General features: G+C 71.4%; 16 protein-coding genes. 9 read left to right on the top strand and 7 right to left on the bottom strand.

The features are described 5' to 3' along the window. Positions 1-138: 138 nt before the first annotated feature. On the bottom strand, positions 139-1,086 hold the full coding sequence (locus tag J4030_RS11555; protein WP_208049367.1) for an SDR family NAD(P)-dependent oxidoreductase: 948 nt from the start codon (positions 1,084-1,086) through the stop codon (positions 139-141). A 34-nt stretch (positions 1,087-1,120) separates the two neighbouring features. Continuing rightward, positions 1,121-2,668 carry a DEAD/DEAH box helicase gene (locus J4030_RS11550; RefSeq protein ID WP_208049366.1) on the bottom strand — a complete coding sequence of 516 codons (1,548 nt, stop codon included), beginning with the start codon at positions 2,666-2,668 and terminating at the stop codon, positions 1,121-1,123. A 209-nt stretch (positions 2,669-2,877) separates the two neighbouring features. Between J4030_RS11550 and J4030_RS11545 the strand changes: the two genes are divergently transcribed. After that, a complete protein-coding gene (locus J4030_RS11545; protein WP_208049365.1) occupies positions 2,878-3,594 on the top strand; it encodes a ferritin-like fold-containing protein in 717 nt (238 codons plus the stop codon). On the opposite strand, the gene J4030_RS11540 is transcribed toward J4030_RS11545, so the two are convergent. Then, positions 3,584-4,027, bottom strand: coding sequence for an HNH endonuclease signature motif containing protein (locus J4030_RS11540; protein ID WP_208049364.1), 444 nt, complete (start codon positions 4,025-4,027; stop codon positions 3,584-3,586). The genes J4030_RS11545 and J4030_RS11540 overlap by 11 nt on opposite strands. A 12-nt stretch (positions 4,028-4,039) precedes the next feature. Next, positions 4,040-4,837, bottom strand: a complete 798-nt coding sequence (locus J4030_RS11535) for a DUF222 domain-containing protein (protein ID WP_208049363.1) — start codon at positions 4,835-4,837, stop codon at positions 4,040-4,042. Between the two features lie 239 nt (positions 4,838-5,076). On the opposite strand from J4030_RS11535, the gene J4030_RS11530 reads away from it, so the two are divergent. Continuing rightward, on the top strand, positions 5,077-5,511 hold the full coding sequence (locus J4030_RS11530) for a GNAT family N-acetyltransferase (RefSeq protein ID WP_307864667.1): 435 nt from the start codon (positions 5,077-5,079) through the stop codon (positions 5,509-5,511). Between the two features lie 123 nt (positions 5,512-5,634). Here the strand turns inward: J4030_RS11530 and J4030_RS11525 are convergent, their stop codons facing one another. Further along, on the bottom strand, positions 5,635-5,859 hold the full coding sequence (locus J4030_RS11525) for a DUF3107 domain-containing protein (protein WP_208049362.1): 225 nt from the start codon (positions 5,857-5,859) through the stop codon (positions 5,635-5,637). 127 nt (positions 5,860-5,986) lie between these two features. Then, a complete protein-coding gene (locus J4030_RS11520; RefSeq protein WP_307864666.1) occupies positions 5,987-6,616 on the bottom strand; it encodes a TetR/AcrR family transcriptional regulator in 630 nt (209 codons plus the stop codon). A 109-nt stretch (positions 6,617-6,725) separates the two neighbouring features. Between J4030_RS11520 and moeB the strand changes: the two genes are divergently transcribed. The 3 genes from moeB (at position 6,726) to J4030_RS11505 (ending at position 14,394) form a co-directional block, all read left to right on the top strand. Next, entirely contained in the window at positions 6,726-7,865 is a 1,140-nt protein-coding gene (gene moeB, locus J4030_RS11515; protein WP_208049361.1) for a molybdopterin-synthase adenylyltransferase MoeB, read from the top strand. Positions 7,866-7,930: 65 nt separating this feature from the next. Next, positions 7,931-11,077, top strand: coding sequence for an ATP-dependent DNA helicase (locus J4030_RS11510; protein ID WP_208049360.1), 3,147 nt, complete (start codon positions 7,931-7,933; stop codon positions 11,075-11,077). Further along, a complete protein-coding gene (locus J4030_RS11505) occupies positions 11,074-14,394 on the top strand; it encodes an ATP-dependent DNA helicase (RefSeq protein WP_208049359.1) in 3,321 nt (1,106 codons plus the stop codon). Before J4030_RS11510 ends, J4030_RS11505 begins: the two co-directional genes overlap by 4 nt. Positions 14,395-14,415: 21 nt before the next feature. Here the strand turns inward: J4030_RS11505 and J4030_RS11500 are convergent, their stop codons facing one another. Beyond that, the gene (locus J4030_RS11500) at positions 14,416-15,570 is read right to left on the bottom strand and encodes a phosphotransferase (protein WP_208049358.1); all 1,155 of its coding nucleotides are present in this window, start codon (positions 15,568-15,570) and stop codon (positions 14,416-14,418) included. A 41-nt stretch (positions 15,571-15,611) separates the two neighbouring features. Here J4030_RS11500 and nudC point away from each other — a divergent pair, with 41 nt between their 5' ends. The 4 genes from nudC to J4030_RS11480 all read left to right on the top strand — a co-directional run bounded on the left by nudC (position 15,612) and on the right by J4030_RS11480 (position 19,486). Then, on the top strand, positions 15,612-16,535 hold the full coding sequence (gene nudC / locus J4030_RS11495; RefSeq protein WP_208049357.1) for an NAD(+) diphosphatase: 924 nt from the start codon (positions 15,612-15,614) through the stop codon (positions 16,533-16,535). 34 nt (positions 16,536-16,569) lie between these two features. Continuing rightward, entirely contained in the window at positions 16,570-18,693 is a 2,124-nt protein-coding gene (locus J4030_RS11490) for an ATP-dependent DNA helicase UvrD2 (RefSeq protein WP_279538154.1), read from the top strand. A 128-nt stretch (positions 18,694-18,821) separates the two neighbouring features. Continuing rightward, positions 18,822-19,034, top strand: a complete 213-nt coding sequence (locus J4030_RS11485) for a hypothetical protein (protein WP_208049356.1) — start codon at positions 18,822-18,824, stop codon at positions 19,032-19,034. A 164-nt stretch (positions 19,035-19,198) separates the two neighbouring features. After that, a complete protein-coding gene (locus J4030_RS11480; RefSeq protein ID WP_208049355.1) occupies positions 19,199-19,486 on the top strand; it encodes a WhiB family transcriptional regulator in 288 nt (95 codons plus the stop codon). Positions 19,487-19,708: the final 222 nt, after the last annotated feature.

Genomic DNA, 19,708 nt, shown 5'->3' with positions numbered 1-19,708 from the left:
TGGACGGCAAGGTGCGCTACCGCTACGTGATCGACACCAGCACCATCTCCGCCTGACACATCCCAGGCCCGTACGACGACAGGGTCGCGGCGCGCTCCATGGAGCGCGCCGCGACCCTGTTCGTCGTCTACGGGACGGTCAGGCGAACGCGTTCACACCTGTCAGCTGCGCAGAGAGCCGCCACAGCCGTTGCGCCTGCTCCGGGTCGTGGGCCCACTCCTTGACGCCCACCCGGTGCTCGCCGTCGGCCATCGGCGCGATGTCACAGTCCTCGCAGTAGACACCGCCGTGATCGGCGAGCTGCGCGGCGGTGGCGGCCCAGATCTGGGTGGCCGCTCCCTGCTCGGTGGTCTTGAAGACGTCGCTGGGCGTCCCGTGCTCGTCGATCCAGCCCATCGCGATCTGCTCCTCCTTCGGCAGGTGCCGCTGCAGGGGCGTGAGGATGCCACCGGGGTGCAGTGAATAGGCGTGGATCCCGCGGTCCGCGCCCAGCCGGTCCAGCTCGAGGGCGAAGAGCGCGTTCGCGGTCTTGGACTGCCCGTACGCGTCCCACTTGTCGTAGCCACCCGTGAACCACATGTCGTCCCAACGGATCCCGCTGCGGTGGTGACCGACCGAGGACACGCTGACGACCCGGGCACCGTCGGCCAGGTGCGGCCACAACCGGTTGACGAGCGCGAAGTGGCCGAGGTGGTTGGTCGCGAACTGGCTCTCCCACCCGTCGCCGACCAGCTGGTACGGCGATGCCATCACGCCCGCTCCGGCAATCAGGATGTCGAACGGGTCGCCTTGGGCCGCAAGGCCTTCGGCCGCCGTACGCACACTCTGCAGATCGCTGAGGTCGAGTTGGACCACCTGCACGTCCGGCACGTCGGCGAGCGCTTCGCGCGCCTCGGCGACCCTCCGGGCCGGGACCACGACCTGGGCCCCGGCGGCGTCCAGCGCGCGGACGCCCTCGATGCCGATCCCGCTGTAACCGCCGGTCACCAGAGCACGCCGACCGTGCAGGTCGATGCCATGGAGGACCTGGGCGGCCGTCGTGTCTGCGCCGAAACCGCTGCCGAGTGGGGTCTGTGTCGAGGTCATGCCTCGACGCTACGCCGGGTCGACGCGGCCGACTCTAGGAGCCTTGCGCGGAGCCGCCACGGGTGCGACGGCGGCTGCGCGAGCGCGCCGGGCGGTCGCCCGAGGCAGCCGGTGCGCTGCTCTGGGGTCCGCCGCGCTGACCGTCACGGCCACCACGGTCGTTACGGTCACCGCGCGAACGGTCGCTGCCGCCACGGGACGGCGCTCGGTGCGCCTTACCGGTCTCGCCGAGGTCCTCGAGGACCTCGGCGTCCAGGCCGGCGCGGGTGCGCTCCGAGCGGGGCAGCCGGCCGGTGGCCGTGGTCGGGATGTCCAGGTCGGAGTAGAGCTCCGGCGAGGAGGAGTAGGTCTCCGCGGGATCGGGGATGCCGAGGTCGAGGCCCTTGTTGATCAGGCCCCAGCGGGGCAGGTCGTCCCAGTCGACGAAGGTGACGGCGACACCGGTGTTGCCCGCACGGCCGGTCCGGCCGGTGCGGTGCAGGTAGGTCTTCTCATCCTCGGGACACTGGTAGTTGACGACGTGGGTGACGTTCTCGACGTCGATGCCGCGAGCCGCGACGTCCGTCGCGACGAGGATGTCGATCTTCCCGGCGCGGAACGCGCGGAGGGCCTGCTCGCGCGCGCCCTGCCCGAGGTCGCCGTGCAGCGAGGCCGAGGCGAAACCGCGCTCACGCAGGTCATCGGCGACCTTCGCGGCGGTGCGCTTCGTGCGGCTGAAGACGATCGTCAGGCCGCGCTCACGGGCCTGCAGGATGCGCGCCAGCATCTCCACCTTGTCCATCGCGTGCGCGCGGTAGACGAACTGCTCGATCGCGGCGACGGTGTGCCCGGAGTCGCCCTCTTCGTTGATCGCGCGGATGTGGGTGGGCTGGGTCATGTAGCGACGTGCCAGTGCCACGACGGCGCCGGGCATGGTGGCGGAGAAGAGCATCGTCTGGCGCGACGCGGGAGTCATCGCCAGTAGCTTCTCCACGTCGGGCAGGAAGCCCAGGTCGAGCATCTCGTCGGCCTCGTCGAGGACGACGGTCTGCACATAGGACAGGTCCAGGTGGCCCTGACCGGCCAGGTCGATGAGACGTCCGGGGGTGCCGACGACGACCTCGACGCCGGCGCGCAGTGCCTCGAGCTGCGGCTCGAACGCGCGACCGCCGTAGATTGCCGTCACCCGGATGCCGCGCAGCGCAGCAGCGGTCTTGATGTCGCCCATCACCTGATTGGCGAGTTCACGCGTGGGCGCGACGACCAGGGCCTGGGGCTTGCCCGGCGCGGGTCGGTCGTCGTACCCGGGGTCGGTGGGGGATGCGATCCGGTGCAGCAGCGGCACCCCGAAACCGAGGGTCTTGCCGGTGCCGGTCTTGGCCTGGCCGATGATGTCGTGACCGCCGAGGGCGACAGGCAGCGTCATGGCCTGGATGGGGAACGGCGCGTGGATGCCGGAGTCGGCCAGCGCCTGCACGATCAGCGGGTGGACACCGAAGTCGGAGAAGCTGGGCGGCGTCACGGGGCCGGCGGCCTCGGGCACGTAGGTGCCCACGTCGTCGGCGTCGTCGGGCAGGGTGATGTGGTCGGGCTGTGTCGTCATGGTGACGGGGATTCCTATCGAACGGCCCCACGCGTGCGGACACAGAGTCGCGCCACGGGTGAGTGGTTGGGGGAGCCGATCGGAGGATGTCGCTGCCGGCGCGAGCGCTGGCGGAAGTTGATGTCGAACGTGTCGTATGCCGACCGGGCACCTCTTTGACAACCTGCAGTCTACCGGTAGTTCCCATTGGGCCCCGCTAGCATCACGTGATGACCGACACGCCGACGCAGGCTTCCGACGCACGCCCTACCGACGAGGACCTGCAGGACCCCGCTTTCCGGTCGGGCGTGGCGGCACTGCTGGGGGTACTGGCCTACGGCGAGTTGAAGAGCTTCTTCGCCACGGTCGAGGACGCGGGGATGGCGCCCGGTGTCGGCCGCAAGGAAGCGATGGCGGCGTTCGCGGTGCGCGAGTTCGAGCACTATCAGGCACTTTCGGAGCGGCTGCGGCAGCTGGACGTCGACCCGCAGCGGGCGATGGAGCCGGTCGTGGACGCGGTCGACGAATGGCATCGCCGTACGAAGCCGAAGAACTGGACCGAAGGCCTGATGAAGGCGTACGCCGGTCAGTCGATAGCCACCGACTTCTATCGCGAGTGCGCCCAATGGGTGGATCCGACGAGCCGGACGCTCATGCTCGAGGTGCTGGGCGACAACGAGCAGGCCGACTACGTCGAAGCACAGCTGCGCGACGCCATCGCCGCCGATGGCCGGGTCGCCAGCACCCTGGCGCTGTGGGGCCGGCGGTTGGTCGGTGAGGCGATCACCCAGGCGCAGCTGACGATCGCCGAGAACGAGCAGCTGGAGAGGTTCCTGGTCGCTGACGGCTCTGGTAGCGGGATGTCGCTCGAGGAGTTGTCGGAACTGTTCACGCGGCTGACCGACGCTCACAAGGCACGGATGGAGACCCTGGGTCTCACTGCCTGAGCGGGCCGCTTCCTCGGCGGTGGAAGCGGACTTGGTCCAGGTGCAGGATCTCGTTGGTGGGTCCGGTGTAGCGCGGTGGTGGCGCAGTGTCGGGTGGGGGAGGTGCGGCGAGGGGTTCGATGGGGTGGCCGTGGCGGGTGGCGAATCGGAATCGTCCGGGGTGCTCGGGGTCCGGGTGGATGGTGTAGTCGCCGGTGTGGTGGCGGTCGTGGTGGTGGGGGCACAGGCTGATCAGGTTGGTCATGTCGGTGGGACCGCCGTCGGCCCAATGAGTCACGTGGTGGCATTCCAGGTGGTGGATGGTGAGGCAGCCGGGGTAGGTGCAGCCGCGGTCGCGGTCTTCGATCAGGCGGCGGGTGCGGCGGGGCACGATGCGGTGGGTGCGTCCGACGTTGACCGGTGACCCTTCTCTTTCCCAGACGGGCTGGAGCACCCCGTCGCAGGTCTACTTCCTGAGTAGGTGACGGGGCAGCGCGCCGCGTTTGTGGAGCCAGCCGTGTCCGGTGGTGTCTAGGTGCAGGTAGATCCGGAACTTGTCGCCGCGACCGGCGATGTCGGTGGTGCCGATCTGCAGCGAGCGAACGGCGAGTTGTTCCATCGCGTCGGCCATCCGCACCCGCCGCCCCTCGTCCTTGCTGCTGGCACCGGTGGTGGTGGCGAGGAAGAGGGCGTCTTTGGCTTCGGTGAGGGCTTGTTGGACCAGGGCGCCGATGTCGGCGGGTGCGGTGTAGGTCAGGTGGAACCGGTCGCGTTCGAACCACATCGCCAGTTCCGCGGGTTGCGCGGCGACGGAGAACGCGTCCGGCGGCGGTGGGGGTGTATCAGGCGTGTCGGGGTTGTCGGGCTGTTCGGTGAAGTCGTATTTCACCAGGGCGCGGCGCAACTGCGGGACGGTCGCGTGCACCGCCAACTGCACCACTGTCTCGTCGTACCCGGCGGGGGTGTGCGCGGCGACGACCGCAGCCTGCCCGAATGAGAGCCGCCCGGAGTGCACCTCCCGTTGGAGTGCGGGGAGTTCGGTGCTGCGGGTGGCGATCCGGACCAGGTCCCGTGCGGTGGCGGGGGAGACCCCGGCGAAGCAGGTCAACCAGTGTTCGGGGGACCGGATCCCGCTGATCGCCCACGTCTGGTGCTCGACCAGTCGGGTTACCAGGTCGATCAGGTCGGCGTGCGCGGCGTTCAACCGGCCACAGATCACCCCGACCTCGGCTAACGGATCCGTGCGCGAATCACGATCACGCACAGGGCTGTCCGTGCTGTCACTGACAGCTGCGAGGCCCCGTGTCGAACTCATGTACCCATACAAGCACCCACCACCGACAGCCCACGGTTGTCGACGAGGAGCTCTGCATCGGCGGGTGAACATTGGTGCTCGGGCCGCCTGTTGCGGCGCGAGCGCATACCTGTTGAACGAGCCGACCAGATTGTCAGCCGTCACGATGAGGGGACCAGCCTCTGTCGCGCGCTGGATATCCTCGACGCGTGGTGTTCGCCTGCGGAGACGTAGTCGTCGAGTCTGCGACACCGGACCTGGACGAGGTCCTCATGTTGTACCGATCGGTCGGTTGGGTCACCTACGTCGAGGCTCCGCAGGTTCTCCAAGCAGCTCTGGCCGGCTCGACCACCGTGGTGGTCGCCCGCCGCGCGGCGGTCTTGGTGGGTCTCGCCAGAGTCATCAGTGATGGCGCCACGATCTGCTACCTCCAAGACGTCCTCGTCCATCCGGAGGCGCAGCGCGCTGGGATCGGCCGCCGTCTCGTCGAGGCGGCGTTGCGGCCGTACGGCTCGGTTCGTCAGAAAGTCCTGCTCACCGACGATGAGCCCGGCCAACGAGCCTTCTACGAGTCGCTTGGCTACAGCGAGACGCGCGACTTTGGCCCTGGCACGCTGAGGGCGTTCGTCAAGTTTGATCAATGATGCTGCCGGCCCCGGCTGCGACCCGCACACCGCCCATGGAACGTGACCAGCAGTGACGTTCGTCGACGATGAAGGGCACCAAGCTTTCGAACCCCTGCACGGCCGGGCCGTGCGATTGCTGTGTCAGCTGGTGCCGAAACCGACCCGTCGAGCCTGCTCGGAGGCGACGTCGACGTACGCCAGGGCGGACGCCGAGACCGTCACGGTGTGACCACGCTCGTCGGCAAGGACCAGCGGTTCGCCGGACTTCAAGGCGGCCGCGACCAGATCGCGCACCTCGTCCGGGGTCTGCTCGGATTCGAGCACAACTTCGCGTGCCACGTGCTGCACGCCGATCCTGACCTCCATGGGGGTCCTTCCGGGTAGTCGGGGCGGCGTCGTACGCCGGCCTCCTCAGGTCGATTTCCTACCCACCGTAAGCGCCGCGACCCCCAGAAGATTCCATCGGGTGACCGCGCCGAAGGTGGGGCGGTTGCTATTCGCCGGTCTTCGGGAAACCGGCGAGGCCTCGCCACCCGAGCGCGATGACGAGACGCTCGGCCTCGGTGCGCGACATGCGTGTGGCCGGTTCCTGGTGCAACCAGTCCCGCGCGACCACCTGGGCCATGCCGACCAGCGAGACACCGAGCATCTGGGCCTGCTGGGGTGTGAGATCGGTGTCCTCGGCGATGACCGCGGCGATCGAGGCCGCGCAGGCACCGTCCATCTGGCGGACCCGTTGCCGCACCGCGGGTTCGTCGATGAGGTCGGACTCGAAGACGAGGCGGAATGCGCCGTCGTCGCGTTCGACGAACTCGAAGAACGCGCTCATGGCGGCCGCGACACGGGTGGCGTTGTCGTGGGTGGCGGCGAGCGCCTCCTGGACCAAGCGGGGCACCTCGTTGGTGTGCCGGTCGATCAGGGCGAGATAGAGATCGAGCTTGCCCGGAAAGTGCTGGTACAGCACAGGTTTGCTGACGCTGGCTCGGATCGCGATCTCGTCCATCGACGCGGCGTGGTAGCCGGAGTCGGCAAAGACGGCCTGCGCCGCCTCCAGCAGCTGCGCCCGGCGCGCGGATCGCGGAAGTCGCCCACCTCGGGCGTACACATCGGTCTGGCTTCCCACTCTGGCTCCATCCTCCGGCTTGACGCGATCCCGCCGCTGACTGCGTGCGAGCCCACCCCCTACCGGTGAGTTAGGTCGGCATCCTATTCCCACAGCTACCGTTGCCGACGTGACTCGTCAACCGCTGGCCGCCCCTGGACCACCGCTGCGTCGAGACCAGGTGCAGCGGTACTCCCGCCATCTGCTGCTCGACGAGATGGGTGACACGGGTCAGCGGCGGCTCGCCGCGGCGAGGGTGCTCGTGGTCGGAGCGGGGGGTCTCGCCGCGCCCGTCGTCTCCTACCTGGCCGCGGCCGGGGTCGGCCACCTGACCGTCGTCGACGACGACGCGGTGGAGCTGTCCAACCTTCAGCGGCAGGTGCTCTTCACCACGAACGACGTGGGCAAGGGCAAGGCCGAGGCGACGAGAGCTGTTGTGGCGCAGGCGAACCCCGATGTCGACGTCGACGCGGTCGTCGAGCGGTTCGGATCCGGGAACGCGCTGGAACTGGCCGCGGACCACGACCTGGTGGTGGACGCCACGGACAACTTCGACACCCGTTACCTCCTCAACGACACCTGTGTGCTCCTGGGCCTGCCGCTGGTGTGGGCGTCGGTGGAGCGCTTCTCGGGGCGGGCTGCCGTGTGGTCGGCCGGTGAAGGGCCCTGCTACCGCTGCGTCTTCCCCGATCAACCGCCGGCCGGAGCCGTCCCGTCGTGCGCGGAGGCGGGCGTGCTCGGCGCCGTACCCGGCGTGATGGGCGCCATCCAGGCGGCCGAGGCCGTCAAGCTGATCCTCGGGGTCGGCGAACCGCTGATCGGTCGGATCCTCGTGCACGACGCCATGGCCCAGAGTTGGGACACCCTGCCGGTCGCCGCCGATCCGGCATGCCCGGTCTGCGGCGCCGACCCCACCATCACCGCGCTGCCGCGCCAGGTCGCCGAGTCGCCGGTGCCCGAACTCGACCCGCCGGCGCTGCGTGACCTGCTGGCGTCCGGTGCAGCCCGGGTCATCGACGTCCGCACTTCTGCCGAGCGCGACATCGTGTCGCTTCCCTTCACGGAGCATCTGGACGCCGGCGAGGTCGGCGTACGACGAGTCGGCGTCCCGGACGGGCGCACCCTGGTGCTGCACTGCAAGTCGGGCGCGCGGTCCGCGGCCGCCGTCCGCACCCTGCTGCGCGAGGGGTACGACGGGCCGGTCGCCTCGCTGCGCGGCGGCATCCTCGCCTGGGCCGATGAGATCGACCCGGCACTCCCGCGCTACTGAGGACACGCCCCTCCCGGGAGGGTGAAGGTGTCGGTGGCCCGTGATGGGATGCGGGCGTGGTGAGGATGCGACGCGCTGCCGTGTCCGCGGCGCACAGGCCGACGTTGGACGACGTCCAGCAGCAGGTGGTGAGGGGGACCGAACGGTCCCTCGTCGTGCTCGGCGCCCCCGGCACCGGCAAGTCCACCGTCGCGATCGAGACGGTCGTGGCCGCCGTCGAGGGCGGTCTGCGTCCCGACGAGTGCTTGCTGCTCGCGCCCACCCGGGTGCAGGCCGCCGTACTCCGCGACCGGTTGACGGCTCGGCTGCAGGCCACCTCGACCGAACCGGTCGCCCGCACCCACCAGTCCCTGGCCTTCGGGATCCTGCGCGAGGCCGCCGCGCTGCACGGCGAGCCCGCGCCCAGGCTGTTGTCCGGACCCGAGCAGGACGTGGTCCTGCGGGAACTGCTTGCCGGGCACGCCGCCGGTGACGGGGCAGGTCCGCAGTGGCCCGACTTCGTGCGGGAAGCGTTGCCCACGAGGGGATTCCGGGCAGAGCTGCGGGATCTGCTGATGCGCGCCGTGGAGTGGGGACTCGACGGGGAGGCGTTGCGCGAGCTGGGGGTGCGTCACGACCGTCCGGCCTGGGTCGCCGCCGCGCAGGTGCTCGACGAGTACGACCGGGTGACCGCCTTGTCACGCCCCGGCGCGTACGACCCGTCGTGGATCCTCGGCGCCGCCGCCGCCCTGCTCGACACGGACGCCGAGGCGGCTGCGCGACTGCGTCGTCGCACCCGCCTCGTGGTCGTCGACGACGCGCAGGAGCTCACGCACGCGTCGGCGACGCTGCTCGACGCGATCGCGCACCCCGGCGCGCGCCTGGTGCTGCTGGGTGACCCCGACTCCACGGTGCAGGGTTTCCGCGGAGCCGATCCGCGGTATCTGCAGATGCTCGCGGACCGACGGGGTGCTCCCGAGCCGGTCGTACTCCCCAGGTCCTACCGGCTCGGCCCGCAGATCGGCGCCGCGACCGGCCGGGTCGCCGAGCGGATCGGCACGGTCGGTGCGGGCTCTCAGCGCGCTGCCGTACCGCTGGAGCGCGCGGACCACGTCGAGGTCGCGCTGTTGCGCGCGACGTCGCAGGAGGCGGCGTACGTCGCCGCCCGGCTGCGCGAGTGCCACCTCATGGAGGGCGTGCCGTGGTCGCAGATGGCCGTGATCGTGCGCGGGCAGGCTCGGGCCGTTGCGCTGCGCCGGGCGTTCGCTGGATCCGGCGTGCCGGTCGCGGTGCCGGCCACCACGCTGCCGGTCCGCGACGAACCTGCCGTGCGCCCCTTCCTGCTGCTGCTGGAGACCGCGATCGCACTCGTCGACGGGGAGCCCCATCCGATCACCTCCGAGGCCGCCGTCGACCTGCTGACCTCGCCCCTCGGCGCGGCCGATGCGATCGTGCTGCGGCGGATGCGCCGGGTGATGCGCGCGGCCGAGCTCGGCGACGGGGGCAGCCGGTCCAGCGACGAGCTGCTCGCCGACGCGGTGGTGTCCTCCGGCCCGCTCGACGACCCCGAGCTGGCGCCGGCAGCCCGCATCGCCCGTGTCCTGCGCGCGGGCCTCGCCGCGGGCGAGCAGACCGCTGCGAGCGCCGAGACCGTCCTGTGGGCGATGTGGTCGGCGAGCGGACTCGCCGACCAGTGGCGCGAGACCGCGCTCGCAGGCGGGGCGTCGGGGGCCCGGGCCGACCGCGACCTGGACGCCATGATGGCGCTCTTCGCGGCGGCCGCGGCCTACGACGACCGACTGCCGGGATCCGCACCCGCCGGCTTCCTGGAGCACATCCGCGGTCAGGACGTGCCCGGTGACCGCATCGTCCCCGCCGCGCCGGAAGGGGGCTCGGTGTCGCTGATCACCCCCGCTGCCGCCGCGGGCCGGGAGTGGCGTGTGGTCGCGGTGTGCGGCGTCCAGGAGGGCGTGTGGCCGGACCTGCGGCTTCGCGGTTCGCTGCTGGGGTCCGAAGCGCTCGTCGACGTCATGCGGGGTCTGCAGGCCCGGCTCGGGTCCGCCGAGCTGTTGCGCGCGGCGCAGGCAGCGGTCCGGTATGACGAGACCCGGCAGTTCCATGTCGCGGTCAGTCGGGCCGGTGAGCGCCTGCTGGTGACGGCGGTGCGCAGCGACGACGAACAGCCGTCGGCGTACCTGGATCTCATCGACCCGCCGCAGCAGGACGGCGACGGCGCGGCCGCCGAGGCGCGCCAGCCGGTCGGTGTCCCGGTGACGCTCACTCTCACGGGAGCGGTGGCCGCGCTGCGCCGGGAGATCGTGACCGGTCCGCCGCCGGCCGCCGACCGGGCGGCCGACGAGCTGGCCTTCCTTGCCGCGCAGCACGTGCCCGGAGCCGATCCGGCCCAATGGTGGGCGCTCACGCAGCTGTCCGACGACCGGCCGGTGCGCGCCGCGGATGCCGAGGTGCCGGTGTCGCCGTCCCGCGTCGAGGCGTTCGGCACCTGCGGGTTGAACTGGCTGCTCACCAGCACGGGCGGCGACGGACCCGACCTCGGCACCCGCAACCTCGGCACGCTGGTGCACGAGATCGCCGCCCTCTTCCCCGACGCCGACCTCGACACAATGACTGCCGAGCTCGACGAACGCTGGGCGCGGCTGGGCTACGGCGACACGTGGATGAGCGAACGCGACCGGGGCCGGGCCCACCGGATGCTCGCCTATCTGCACGACTACTTCGAGAAGGCCGCGGCGCAGGGGTGGAGTGAGGCCGGGGTCGAGGTGCGAATGGATCTCGTCGTCGGGCGGGCCCGGCTGCGCGGGTCGGTCGACCGACTGGAGTTCAAGGAGGGCGATGAGGGCATCAGGGTCATCGACTTCAAGACCGGGTCGTCCAAACCCAAGGCCGATGACGTCGCCGGCAACGCGCAGCTCGGCGTCTACCAGGTGGCGGTGACCGAGGGCGGGTTCGAGGCGAGCGACCGGACGGCGGGAGCCCAGCTCGTGCACCTCGGCACGGCCGCCGGCAAGAAGAGCTTCCTGCCCCAGCCGCAGCCGCCCTTGGACACCGCCGAGGAGCAGTCCTGGGCCCACGACCTGCTCGCCGAGACCGCCGAGGGCATGTCGTCGGCGCACGTGACCGCCACCCTCAACGAGCGCTGCCGCACCTGCCCGGTCCGCGGCTGCTGCCCGCTGCAGGAGGAGGGCCGTCGGCTGGGGGGCGATCAGGCGTGACATCGCGATGGGGCGCGGCGCATCTGGCCGACCAGCTGGGACTGCCCGCACCGACCGCCGAGCAGACGGCGGTCATCGAGGCACCCGCCGACGAGCCGCTGCTCGTGGTCGCCGGCGCCGGCTCGGGCAAGACCGAGACGATGGCCTCGCGGGTCGTGTGGCTGGTGGCCAACGGGTTCGTGCAGCCCGCCGAGGTGCTCGGCCTGACCTTCACCCGCAAGGCCGCCGGGGAGCTCGCCGAGCGCGTCGGCCGACGATTGCGCCAGCTCACCGCGGTCGGTCTGTGGCAGCCCCCGGTCGACCCCGACGGCACTCGCAGCCTCGCCGACATCCCGACGGTGCAGACCTACCACTCCTACGCGGGGCGGATCGTCTCCGAGCACGGCCTGCGGCTCGGCATCGAACCGGACTCCCGGCTGCTGTCGGAAGCGGCGGCCTGGCAGCTCGCCGCCGAGGTGGTCAGCGCGTACGACGGTCCGATGGAGCGGGTCGACAAGATGGAGTCCACCGTCGTGGCGGCGGTGGTCGATCTCGCCGGTGAGCTCGCCGAGCACCTGCGCAGCACCGATGAGGCGCGCGAATACCTCACGAAGGTCGTCCGGCACATCGAGGGCCTGCCCGCCACCGGGCGCATCAAGGGGTTGTCGCAGGACGACCGGGTGCTGCCCGCGACCCTGCAGGCGCGTATCGACCTGCTGCCGATCATCGAGCGCTACCAGGCCGCCAAGCGGGCGCGCACCAGTCTCGACTTCGCCGACCAGGTCGCGGTGGCGGCCCGCCTGGCGCGCTCCTTCCCCGACGTCGGGGCCGCCGAGCGGGCGCGCTACCGCGCGGTGCTGCTGGATGAGTTCCAGGACACCAGCGAGGCCCAGCTGGTGCTGCTGCGCTCGCTGCTGGTCGCACCGGGTGAGCCGACCCCCGTCACCGCGGTCGGCGACCCGCACCAGTCCATCTACGGCTGGCGCGGCGCGAGCGCGACCAGTCTCTCGTCGTACGCCGAGCAGTTCGGCGGCGAGAGCGGCACCCGCCAGCTGCCGCTCGCCACGAGTTGGCGCAACGACGTCGCGGTGCTGGACGTCGCCGACCGTACGGCGCTGCCGTTGCGCGAGGGGGGACTGCCGGTCGAGCCGCTGCGCCCGCGCCCCGGTGCGGAAGAGGGCGCCGTGGACGCCGCGTGGTTCGAGACCGCCGATGCCGAGGCGGCGTCGGTCGCGGAATGGATCGCGGGGCGTTGGTTCGACCGGCGCGGGAGGCACACCGGCGCGACCGCAGCCGTGCTCTGCCGCAAACGGTCGCTCTTCCGGTCGGTCGTCGAGCACCTGGAACGTGCCGGGCTGCCGGTCGAGGTCGTCGGCGTCGGCGGGTTGCTCACCACCCCGGAGGTCGGAGACGTGGTGAGTCTGCTGTGGGCCGTGCAGGATCCGACCCGCGGTGACCGGCTGATGCGGCTGCTCACCGGACCCGCGATGCGCCTGGGCGCGGCCGACCTCGCCGGCCTCTACGCCCGGGCGCGTGAGCTCAGCTTCCAGGAGAGTGGGGCGCGCCGCGCGGGCGACCTCGAGCAGGACTCCCGGGAGCAGCCCAGCATCGTGGAGACGCTCGAGCGGCTGCCGGACGCGCAGTGGCGCGGCCGGGAGGACGAGCGCATCGGCGAGGTCGCGCTGCACCGGCTGCGCTGGTTGTCCGGGGTGATCCGGCGGGTGCGCGCGATGACGGCGCTGCCGCTGCCCGAACTGGTCGGCGAGGCGGAGCGGCTGCTTGGCGTCGACCTGGAGGTGCTCTCGCGTGCCGAGCACACGCCCGGCTCCGCCCGGGTCCACCTCGACGCCTTCGCCGACGTCGCCGCGCAGTTCACCGCCCAGGCCGATCGACCGACCCCCAGCGGGTTCCTGTCCTGGCTGGACGCCGCGCTGCGCGAGGAACGTGGCTTGGAGACGACGTTCCTGGAGACCAACACCGCCGCCGTCCAGGTGCTCACCGTGCACGCGGCGAAGGGCCTGGAGTGGGACTACGTCGCGGTGCCGGGTCTGGTGGAGGGCACCTTCCCGGCCCACTCCAACCCGACCACCTGGAAGAAGCAGCACGACGGGTGGGCGATCGGCGCCTCCGGCGAGCCCGACCTGCACCACACCTGGGCCACCTCCGACACCGGTTGGACCGGCGGACTGTCCGGGCTGCCCTACGACCTGCGCGGCGACGTCGACGGGCTCCCCGAGTTCGAGTGGGCCGCCGACGACATCGCCGGCTACCGGGCCGCCGTGACCGACTTCAAGGGCCGCGGCGGCGCGCACGCCATCGCCGAGGAACGCCGGCTCGCCTACGTGGCCTTCACCCGGGCGCGGCACGGGATGCTGCTGACCGGCGCCGTCTGGGGGGCCGGCAAGAAGCCGCGGCTGACCTCGCGCTTCCTGCTCGAACTCCTCGACGCCGACCTGGTGCGCCGCGGCGCGTGGGCCGAGCTGCCGACCGATCCCGACGTCGTCAACCCCGCCGACGACGACGACCGCACCGCGACGTGGCCCGGCGACCCGATGGCATCGCGCCGCGCCACGCTGCACGACGGCGTCGAGCGGGTGCGCGCCGCTCTGGAACGCGCGACGGCGGACGGCCCGGTCGCGTTGCCCGACGACGAGCGCACCCACCGCCTGCGGGTGCTGCTCGCCGAGCGCGAGGCGCAGCGGGCCCGCCGCGAACAGCAGGTCGTCCTACCCGCACACCTGTCGACGTCGGCGCTGGTCGCGTTGGCGCAGGACCCGCAGCAGTTCGCGCTCGACGTACGCCGTCCCATGCCCGCGGCGCCCGCGCTCGCGGCCCGGCGGGGCACGGCGTTCCACGCCTGGGTCGAGCAGCACTTCCAGCGCGCCGCCCTGCTCGACATCACCTCCCTGCCCGGGTCCGGCGACGAGGACGCCGACCTCGACGCGGACCTGGAGGTCATGAAGGCCCGGTTCCTCGCCTCGGAGTGGGCCGACCGCACCCCCGTGGACGTGGAGGTGGCGCTGGAGACGTGGATCGACGGGATCAGCGTGCGCGGTCGGGTCGACGCGGTCTTCCCGTCCGCCGACGGTGCGGGCTACGTGATCGTGGACTGGAAGACCGGACGGCGTCCGAGAGGTGAACTGGCCGCCACCCGCGCCGTGCAGCTGGCGGCCTACCGGATCGCCTACGCGCGGTTGCACGGGATCGATCCCGAGCTGGTCGAGGGGGCGTTCTACTACGCGGCGACCGGTGAGACGGTGCGACCACCGCTGCCGAGCGCGCAGGAGATCGCGGCGGTCGTGGGGTCGATCCCGATCGAGGACGCCGACCTCGGCTGAGGTCGCGCGAGTGCCGCCCGGTCAGGTGCGGTCGGTGCTCACGCCGTCGTTCCCCGCGTCGCCACCCTGCTCGCCGGCGTCCTCCGCGACGCCGGTGCGTGGTGCGGGTGCGGCCGTGACGCCACCAGGACGCCCGGCCGTCGAGATCGGGATCTCGACGGTCTCGTCGTCGCCGGACAGGTCGTCCAGCGCCTCGACATCGTCGGGATCCACCGGATCGACCGGGGTCGCCGCGGGCGGTCGCTGGCGCACGAACGGCGACGGCATCAGGCGGTCGTCGTCGGCCGAGGTGTCGGCGAAGCGCCGCAGCGCGGCGGCCCGTCGGTCGATCAGCCGCTCGTCGTCCGCCGCGACCGCGTCCAGCAGCGCGGTCACCCGGTGCAGCTCCGCGCTGAGCCGGATGCGGCGCTCCAGGTGCACGTCCGGTTGCTCGCGGCGCGCTCCGGCGTACGCCTCGAGCACGGTGTCGAACGCGTCGGGGGAGGCCAGCACGAGCAGCGCAGCGAAGTCCTCGGCGGGGTCGGCGACTCCCGCGCGTTCCCACCCGTCGATCGCGGTGACCGTGCCGTCCGCGAGGACGTGCGCGCCCTCGAGGGTGCCGTGGGTGACGCAGGTCGCGAACTTCCAGAGGGTCACTTCCTCCAGTGCGCGTTCCCAGCGGGTGAGCAGCGTGGCGGGCACATGCCCGGTGCTGGCAGCGCGGTCGAGGGCGGCGAGACGGCGCGCGCGGTAGGCGTCGGCGTCGTACGTCGGCAGACCGGCCTCCTCGACCACGCGCGGGTCGGTGTCGTGCAGCGCGGCGATGGAGGCACCGACGGAGCGCGCCAGGCCCGACCCGGCGTCCAGCTCGCGCCACACCATCGGGGCACCGGGCAGCACGGGATGCACGACGACGGTGGTGCCGTCGTCACCGGTGGCCGTCCCCGCGACGTCCGGCACCGCGAACGGCATCCGGGTGCGCAGCAGACGCAGCAGGCCCACAGATGCCTCGAGGGCAGCGCCCGCCGCCGGGTCGAGGGCCGCGCGCACGGTCCAGGCAGTTCCCTCGGGGTCGGTCACGAGCACGGTCTGATACTGCGCACCGGGGGCCGTCGGCAGTTCCTGGACACTCACGGGCCGCAGGGTCGGGGTCGCGGCGTGGGCCAGGGCAGCGAGGGTGAGGATGGGGCGCAGCACGTGCTCAACGGTAAACGCAGGGCGGGCCGTAGCCTGGGACCGTGCCTGCGACACCCACGAGCCTGTCCGATCTGGTGCTGTCCCGCACAACGCTGGACCGCGCCGCCCACCGACGACGCGGACCCGGTCTGCTGCGGCAGCTGCTGACCCGGCCGCAGACCCGGGTCCTCGATCTGTTCGGCGATCGGGCACCCGTGCGAGAGGGCCGACTGGTCCTGCGGGCTCCGGAGAGCGCCGACGTCGATCGGTTGGCCGTCTTCCTCGGAGTGGCCGACGGCGTCGGTGGCGCGGACCTGGTCGCGGTCGACCACAGCGACGAGGAGGCGCCCGAGGACGCGGCGACCATGCGCAGCGTCGGGCTCGACCTCGACACCCATGACGTCGGCATCCTCACCACGGGCCTCGGCATCGTGAACTGGCAGCGCACACAGGGCTTCTGTCCTCGTTGCGGCGCCCGCGCCGAGGTGTCCGAGGCCGGCTGGGGGAGGCGCTGCACCCGTGAGGGCACCGAGCAGTACCCGCGCACCGATGCCGCCGTGATCATGTCCGTGATCGACGACGACGACCGGTTGCTGTTGGCCCGGGGCACCAGGTTCGGGGGCACCACGAACCGGATGTCGGTGCTGGCTGGTTTCGTGGAGCCCGGTGAGTCGCTGGAGCATGCGGTCGCCCGTGAGGTCGAGGAGGAGGTGGGCGTGAGCGTGTCGCAGGTCGACTTCCGCGGCGACCAGCCGTGGCCGTTCCCGGCGTCCCTGATGGTGGGGTTCGCCGCGCGCGCGACCTCGACCCGGCTAGTGCTGCAGGACGAGGAGATCGCCGCGGCACGCTGGTTCAGCCGCAGGGAGCTCGCGGACGCGCTGGGTGACGGGTCGCTCGGCGTACCCCCGTCGTTGTCGATCGCCCGGCACCTCATCGAGGACTGGTACGGCGGGCCGCTGCCGGAACAGGCCGGCGAGAAATGGTGATCCCCGTGGGCCCGAGAGGCACGGTGGGCCGCTGATGGCGAGCGCCGACGAGGTGCTGGCGGGACTGGACCCCGAGCAACGGGAGGTCGCCTCGCAACCGCTGGGCCCGATGTGCGTGCTCGCCGGTGCCGGCACCGGCAAGACCCGGGCGATCACCCACCGGATCGCGTACGGCGTGCTGTCCGGTGCCTATCAGCCCGGCCGGGTGCTCGCGGTGACGTTCACGGCGCGCGCGGCCGGCGAGATGCGCACCCGGTTGCGGGAGCTGGGTCTCCCAGGTGTGCAGGCACGCACCTTCCACTCCGCGGCGCTGCGCCAACTGCACTTTTTCTGGCCGCAGACCATCGGCGGTCCCGCACCGGAGGTGCTGAAGTACAAGGCTCCCGCCGTCGCCGAGGCCGGTTCGCGGTTGCGAATGCGGCTGGACCGGGTGGTCATCCGTGACCTCGCGGCCGAGATCGAGTGGGCCAAGGTCGCCATGGTCACGCCGCAGGGGTACGCCGTCGCGGCGCGCGCCGCCGGGCGGACTCCGCCCGAGCTCGACCTGACCGCGATGGCGCGGCTCTTCGAGACCTACGAGGAGGTCAAGACCGCGCGTGGCGTCATCGACTTCGAGGATGTGCTGCTGCTGATGACCGGCATCCTGGCCGAGCACGCGGACGTCTCCCGCGCCGTGCGGGCGCAGTACCGCCACTTCGTCGTCGACGAGTACCAGGACGTCAACACCGTCCAGCAGGCGCTGCTCGACCAGTGGGTCGGAGACCGCAGCGACCTGTGCGTGGTCGGTGACCCGGCGCAGACCATCTACTCCTTCACCGGCGCCAGTCCGCGTCACCTGACCGACTTCTCCCAACGCGACGGCGTGCGGGTGACGCGGTTGGTGCGCAACTACCGCTCCACCCCGCAGGTCGTGCAGCTGGCCAACCTCGTGTTGCAGGCCGGAGCCCGCGAGAGCGAAGGGGTGCAGTTGCAGGCCCAGTCCGAGCCGGGGCCGGTGCCGCAGCTGGTGCAGCTGCCCGACGACCAGGCGGAGGCCGACGATGTCGCCCGCCGGATCAAGGTGCTGATCGCCGACGGGGTGGCGCCGTCGCAGATCGCGGTCCTCTACCGGATCAACGCACAGTCCGAGGTCCTGGAGCAGGCGCTCTCCGCGGTCGACGTCCCCTACCTCGTCCGCGGCGGCGAGCGGTTCTTCGAACGCGCCGAGGTGCGCTCGGCGCTCGTCCTCCTGCGGGGTGCGGTGCGCTCGGACGACGGCGCCGATTCCCTCGGCAAGGTGGTGCGCGACGTGATCACCGCGGCAGGCTGGTCACCGCGCCGCCCGGGCGGCGGAGCCGTCCTCGAACGCTGGCAGTCGCTCGACGCGCTCGCGACCCTCGCCGACGACTTCGCCGACACGACCGGACTGCGGATGCGGGAGTTCGTGGCCGAGCTGGACCGTCGCGCCAGCGAGCAGCACGCTCCGACGGTCGAGGGCATCACACTGGCGTCGCTGCACGCGGCCAAGGGTCTGGAGTGGGATGCGGTCTTCCTCGTCGGCTGCTCCGAGGGTCTGCTTCCGTTCTCGATGGCCGAGGGTCCGGCGCAGGTCGCCGAGGAACGCCGGTTGCTCTACGTCGGCCTCACTCGCGCCCGCCGCCACCTGACCCTGACCTGGGCGGCGTCGCGCAACCCCGGCGGTCGCGCCTCCCGTAAGCCGTCCCGTTTCCTGCAGTCCGCGACGGCGGTCCTCGGTGAGGGCGCCCGTGGCCCGTCCCGCCCCGACGGATCCGCACGCACCTCCCGGGTGCGTACGGCGAAGGTGAGCAACTGCCGGGTCTGCGGCAAGGTGCTGCATGCGGGTGCCGAGCGCAAGATCGGCCGATGCGGGGACTGCCCGCCGGGTTACGACGAGGCGCAGTTCGAGGCGTTACGGGCCTGGCGACTGGCCGTCGCCACCGCCACGAAGGTGCCGGCCTTCGTGGTCTTCACCGACGCCACCCTGGTCGCGATCGCGGAGCAGAGACCGGCCGATCTGGGTGGCCTGTCAGGTATCTCGGGCGTGGGGGCTCGCAAAGTCGCGACGTACGGCGAGTCCGTGCTCGGCGTACTCGCGGGCGACGACCCGCAATCTGCGGCCGAAAAGTGTTGTGCTGCAATGAAATCCGAAGCAACATGACATTGGTCCAAGAATTCACGGTAAATCAGTTGCCCCGTCTTGTAGGGCACCCGTAACCTCGAACACGTTCAGCCCAGCCGCTTCGGTAGCGGCGTGGGGACCATGACAGCGAAAGGAGGGTCGGCCTGATGGAGAACATCACCGCCACGATCGAGCGCTTGCAGCGCACGGCGATGACGTCTGCCCAGATCACGATGCCGACCCTCGCGGAGTTCGCACGTTGGTCCCAGGGGCGCATTGTCGCTACCGCCATCGAGCGCCCGAAGTTCGCGCCGTACGGCAACGAAGTCGTCGACGACAACGCCCCGTCCCGTTCCGCAGCTTGTGGACCACCTGGCTGACATCAGCTCAGGAGTCTCACCTCCAGGCCGCGGAACCCACCACAGGGTCCGCGGCCTTTTTGTATGTCGCGGCCTTCGCACCGGAAGCGAAACCCATGCAGACCAGCACGACCCGTCAACAGCAAGCCCCCACAAGGGGCGCGACAACCAAGGAGGTGCCGGAGATGATGCTGACCGATCTGATCGATCACACCCAGCAGCAGCAGGACGCCGGGGCACGACTGCCGTGCCGGGCGAACGAAGCGGAACTGTGGTTCGCCGAGAGCCCGCAGGACGTGGAGTTCGCCAAGGCTCTGTGCGGTGACTGCCCGCTGCGGACAGCCTGCCTGGCCGGCGCCCTGGAGCGCTCCGAGCCCTGGGGTGTCTGGGGTGGGGAGCTGTTCGTCGGCGGCGTGACCGTCGCGAAGAAGCGACCCCGCGGTCGCCCGAGGAAGCACCCGGTTGCTGCGTGACCAGCGATCGACTCATGAATCGTCATATTTCACAAGGAGTTTCATCATGCACAGCATGCGGTACGTACAGGCGGTCACTCGACCTCCCGGTCGGACGGAGAAGCGAGGGATCCCTCGACCCGCTCACCAGATCACGAGCGAGGTGCGCCGGATCGAACGGCGTCGCTACAGGAAGCAGTAACACCGGCACCACGGGCCGGGTGGCCCACCACGGCCGCCCGG

The organism is Allobranchiibius sp. CTAmp26 (genome assembly GCF_017565405.1).
Lineage (GTDB): Bacteria > Actinomycetota > Actinomycetes > Actinomycetales > Dermatophilaceae > Allobranchiibius.
The sequence above is the reverse complement of the archived record's forward strand: the minus strand, read 5'-3'. Positions and strand labels throughout refer to the sequence as shown.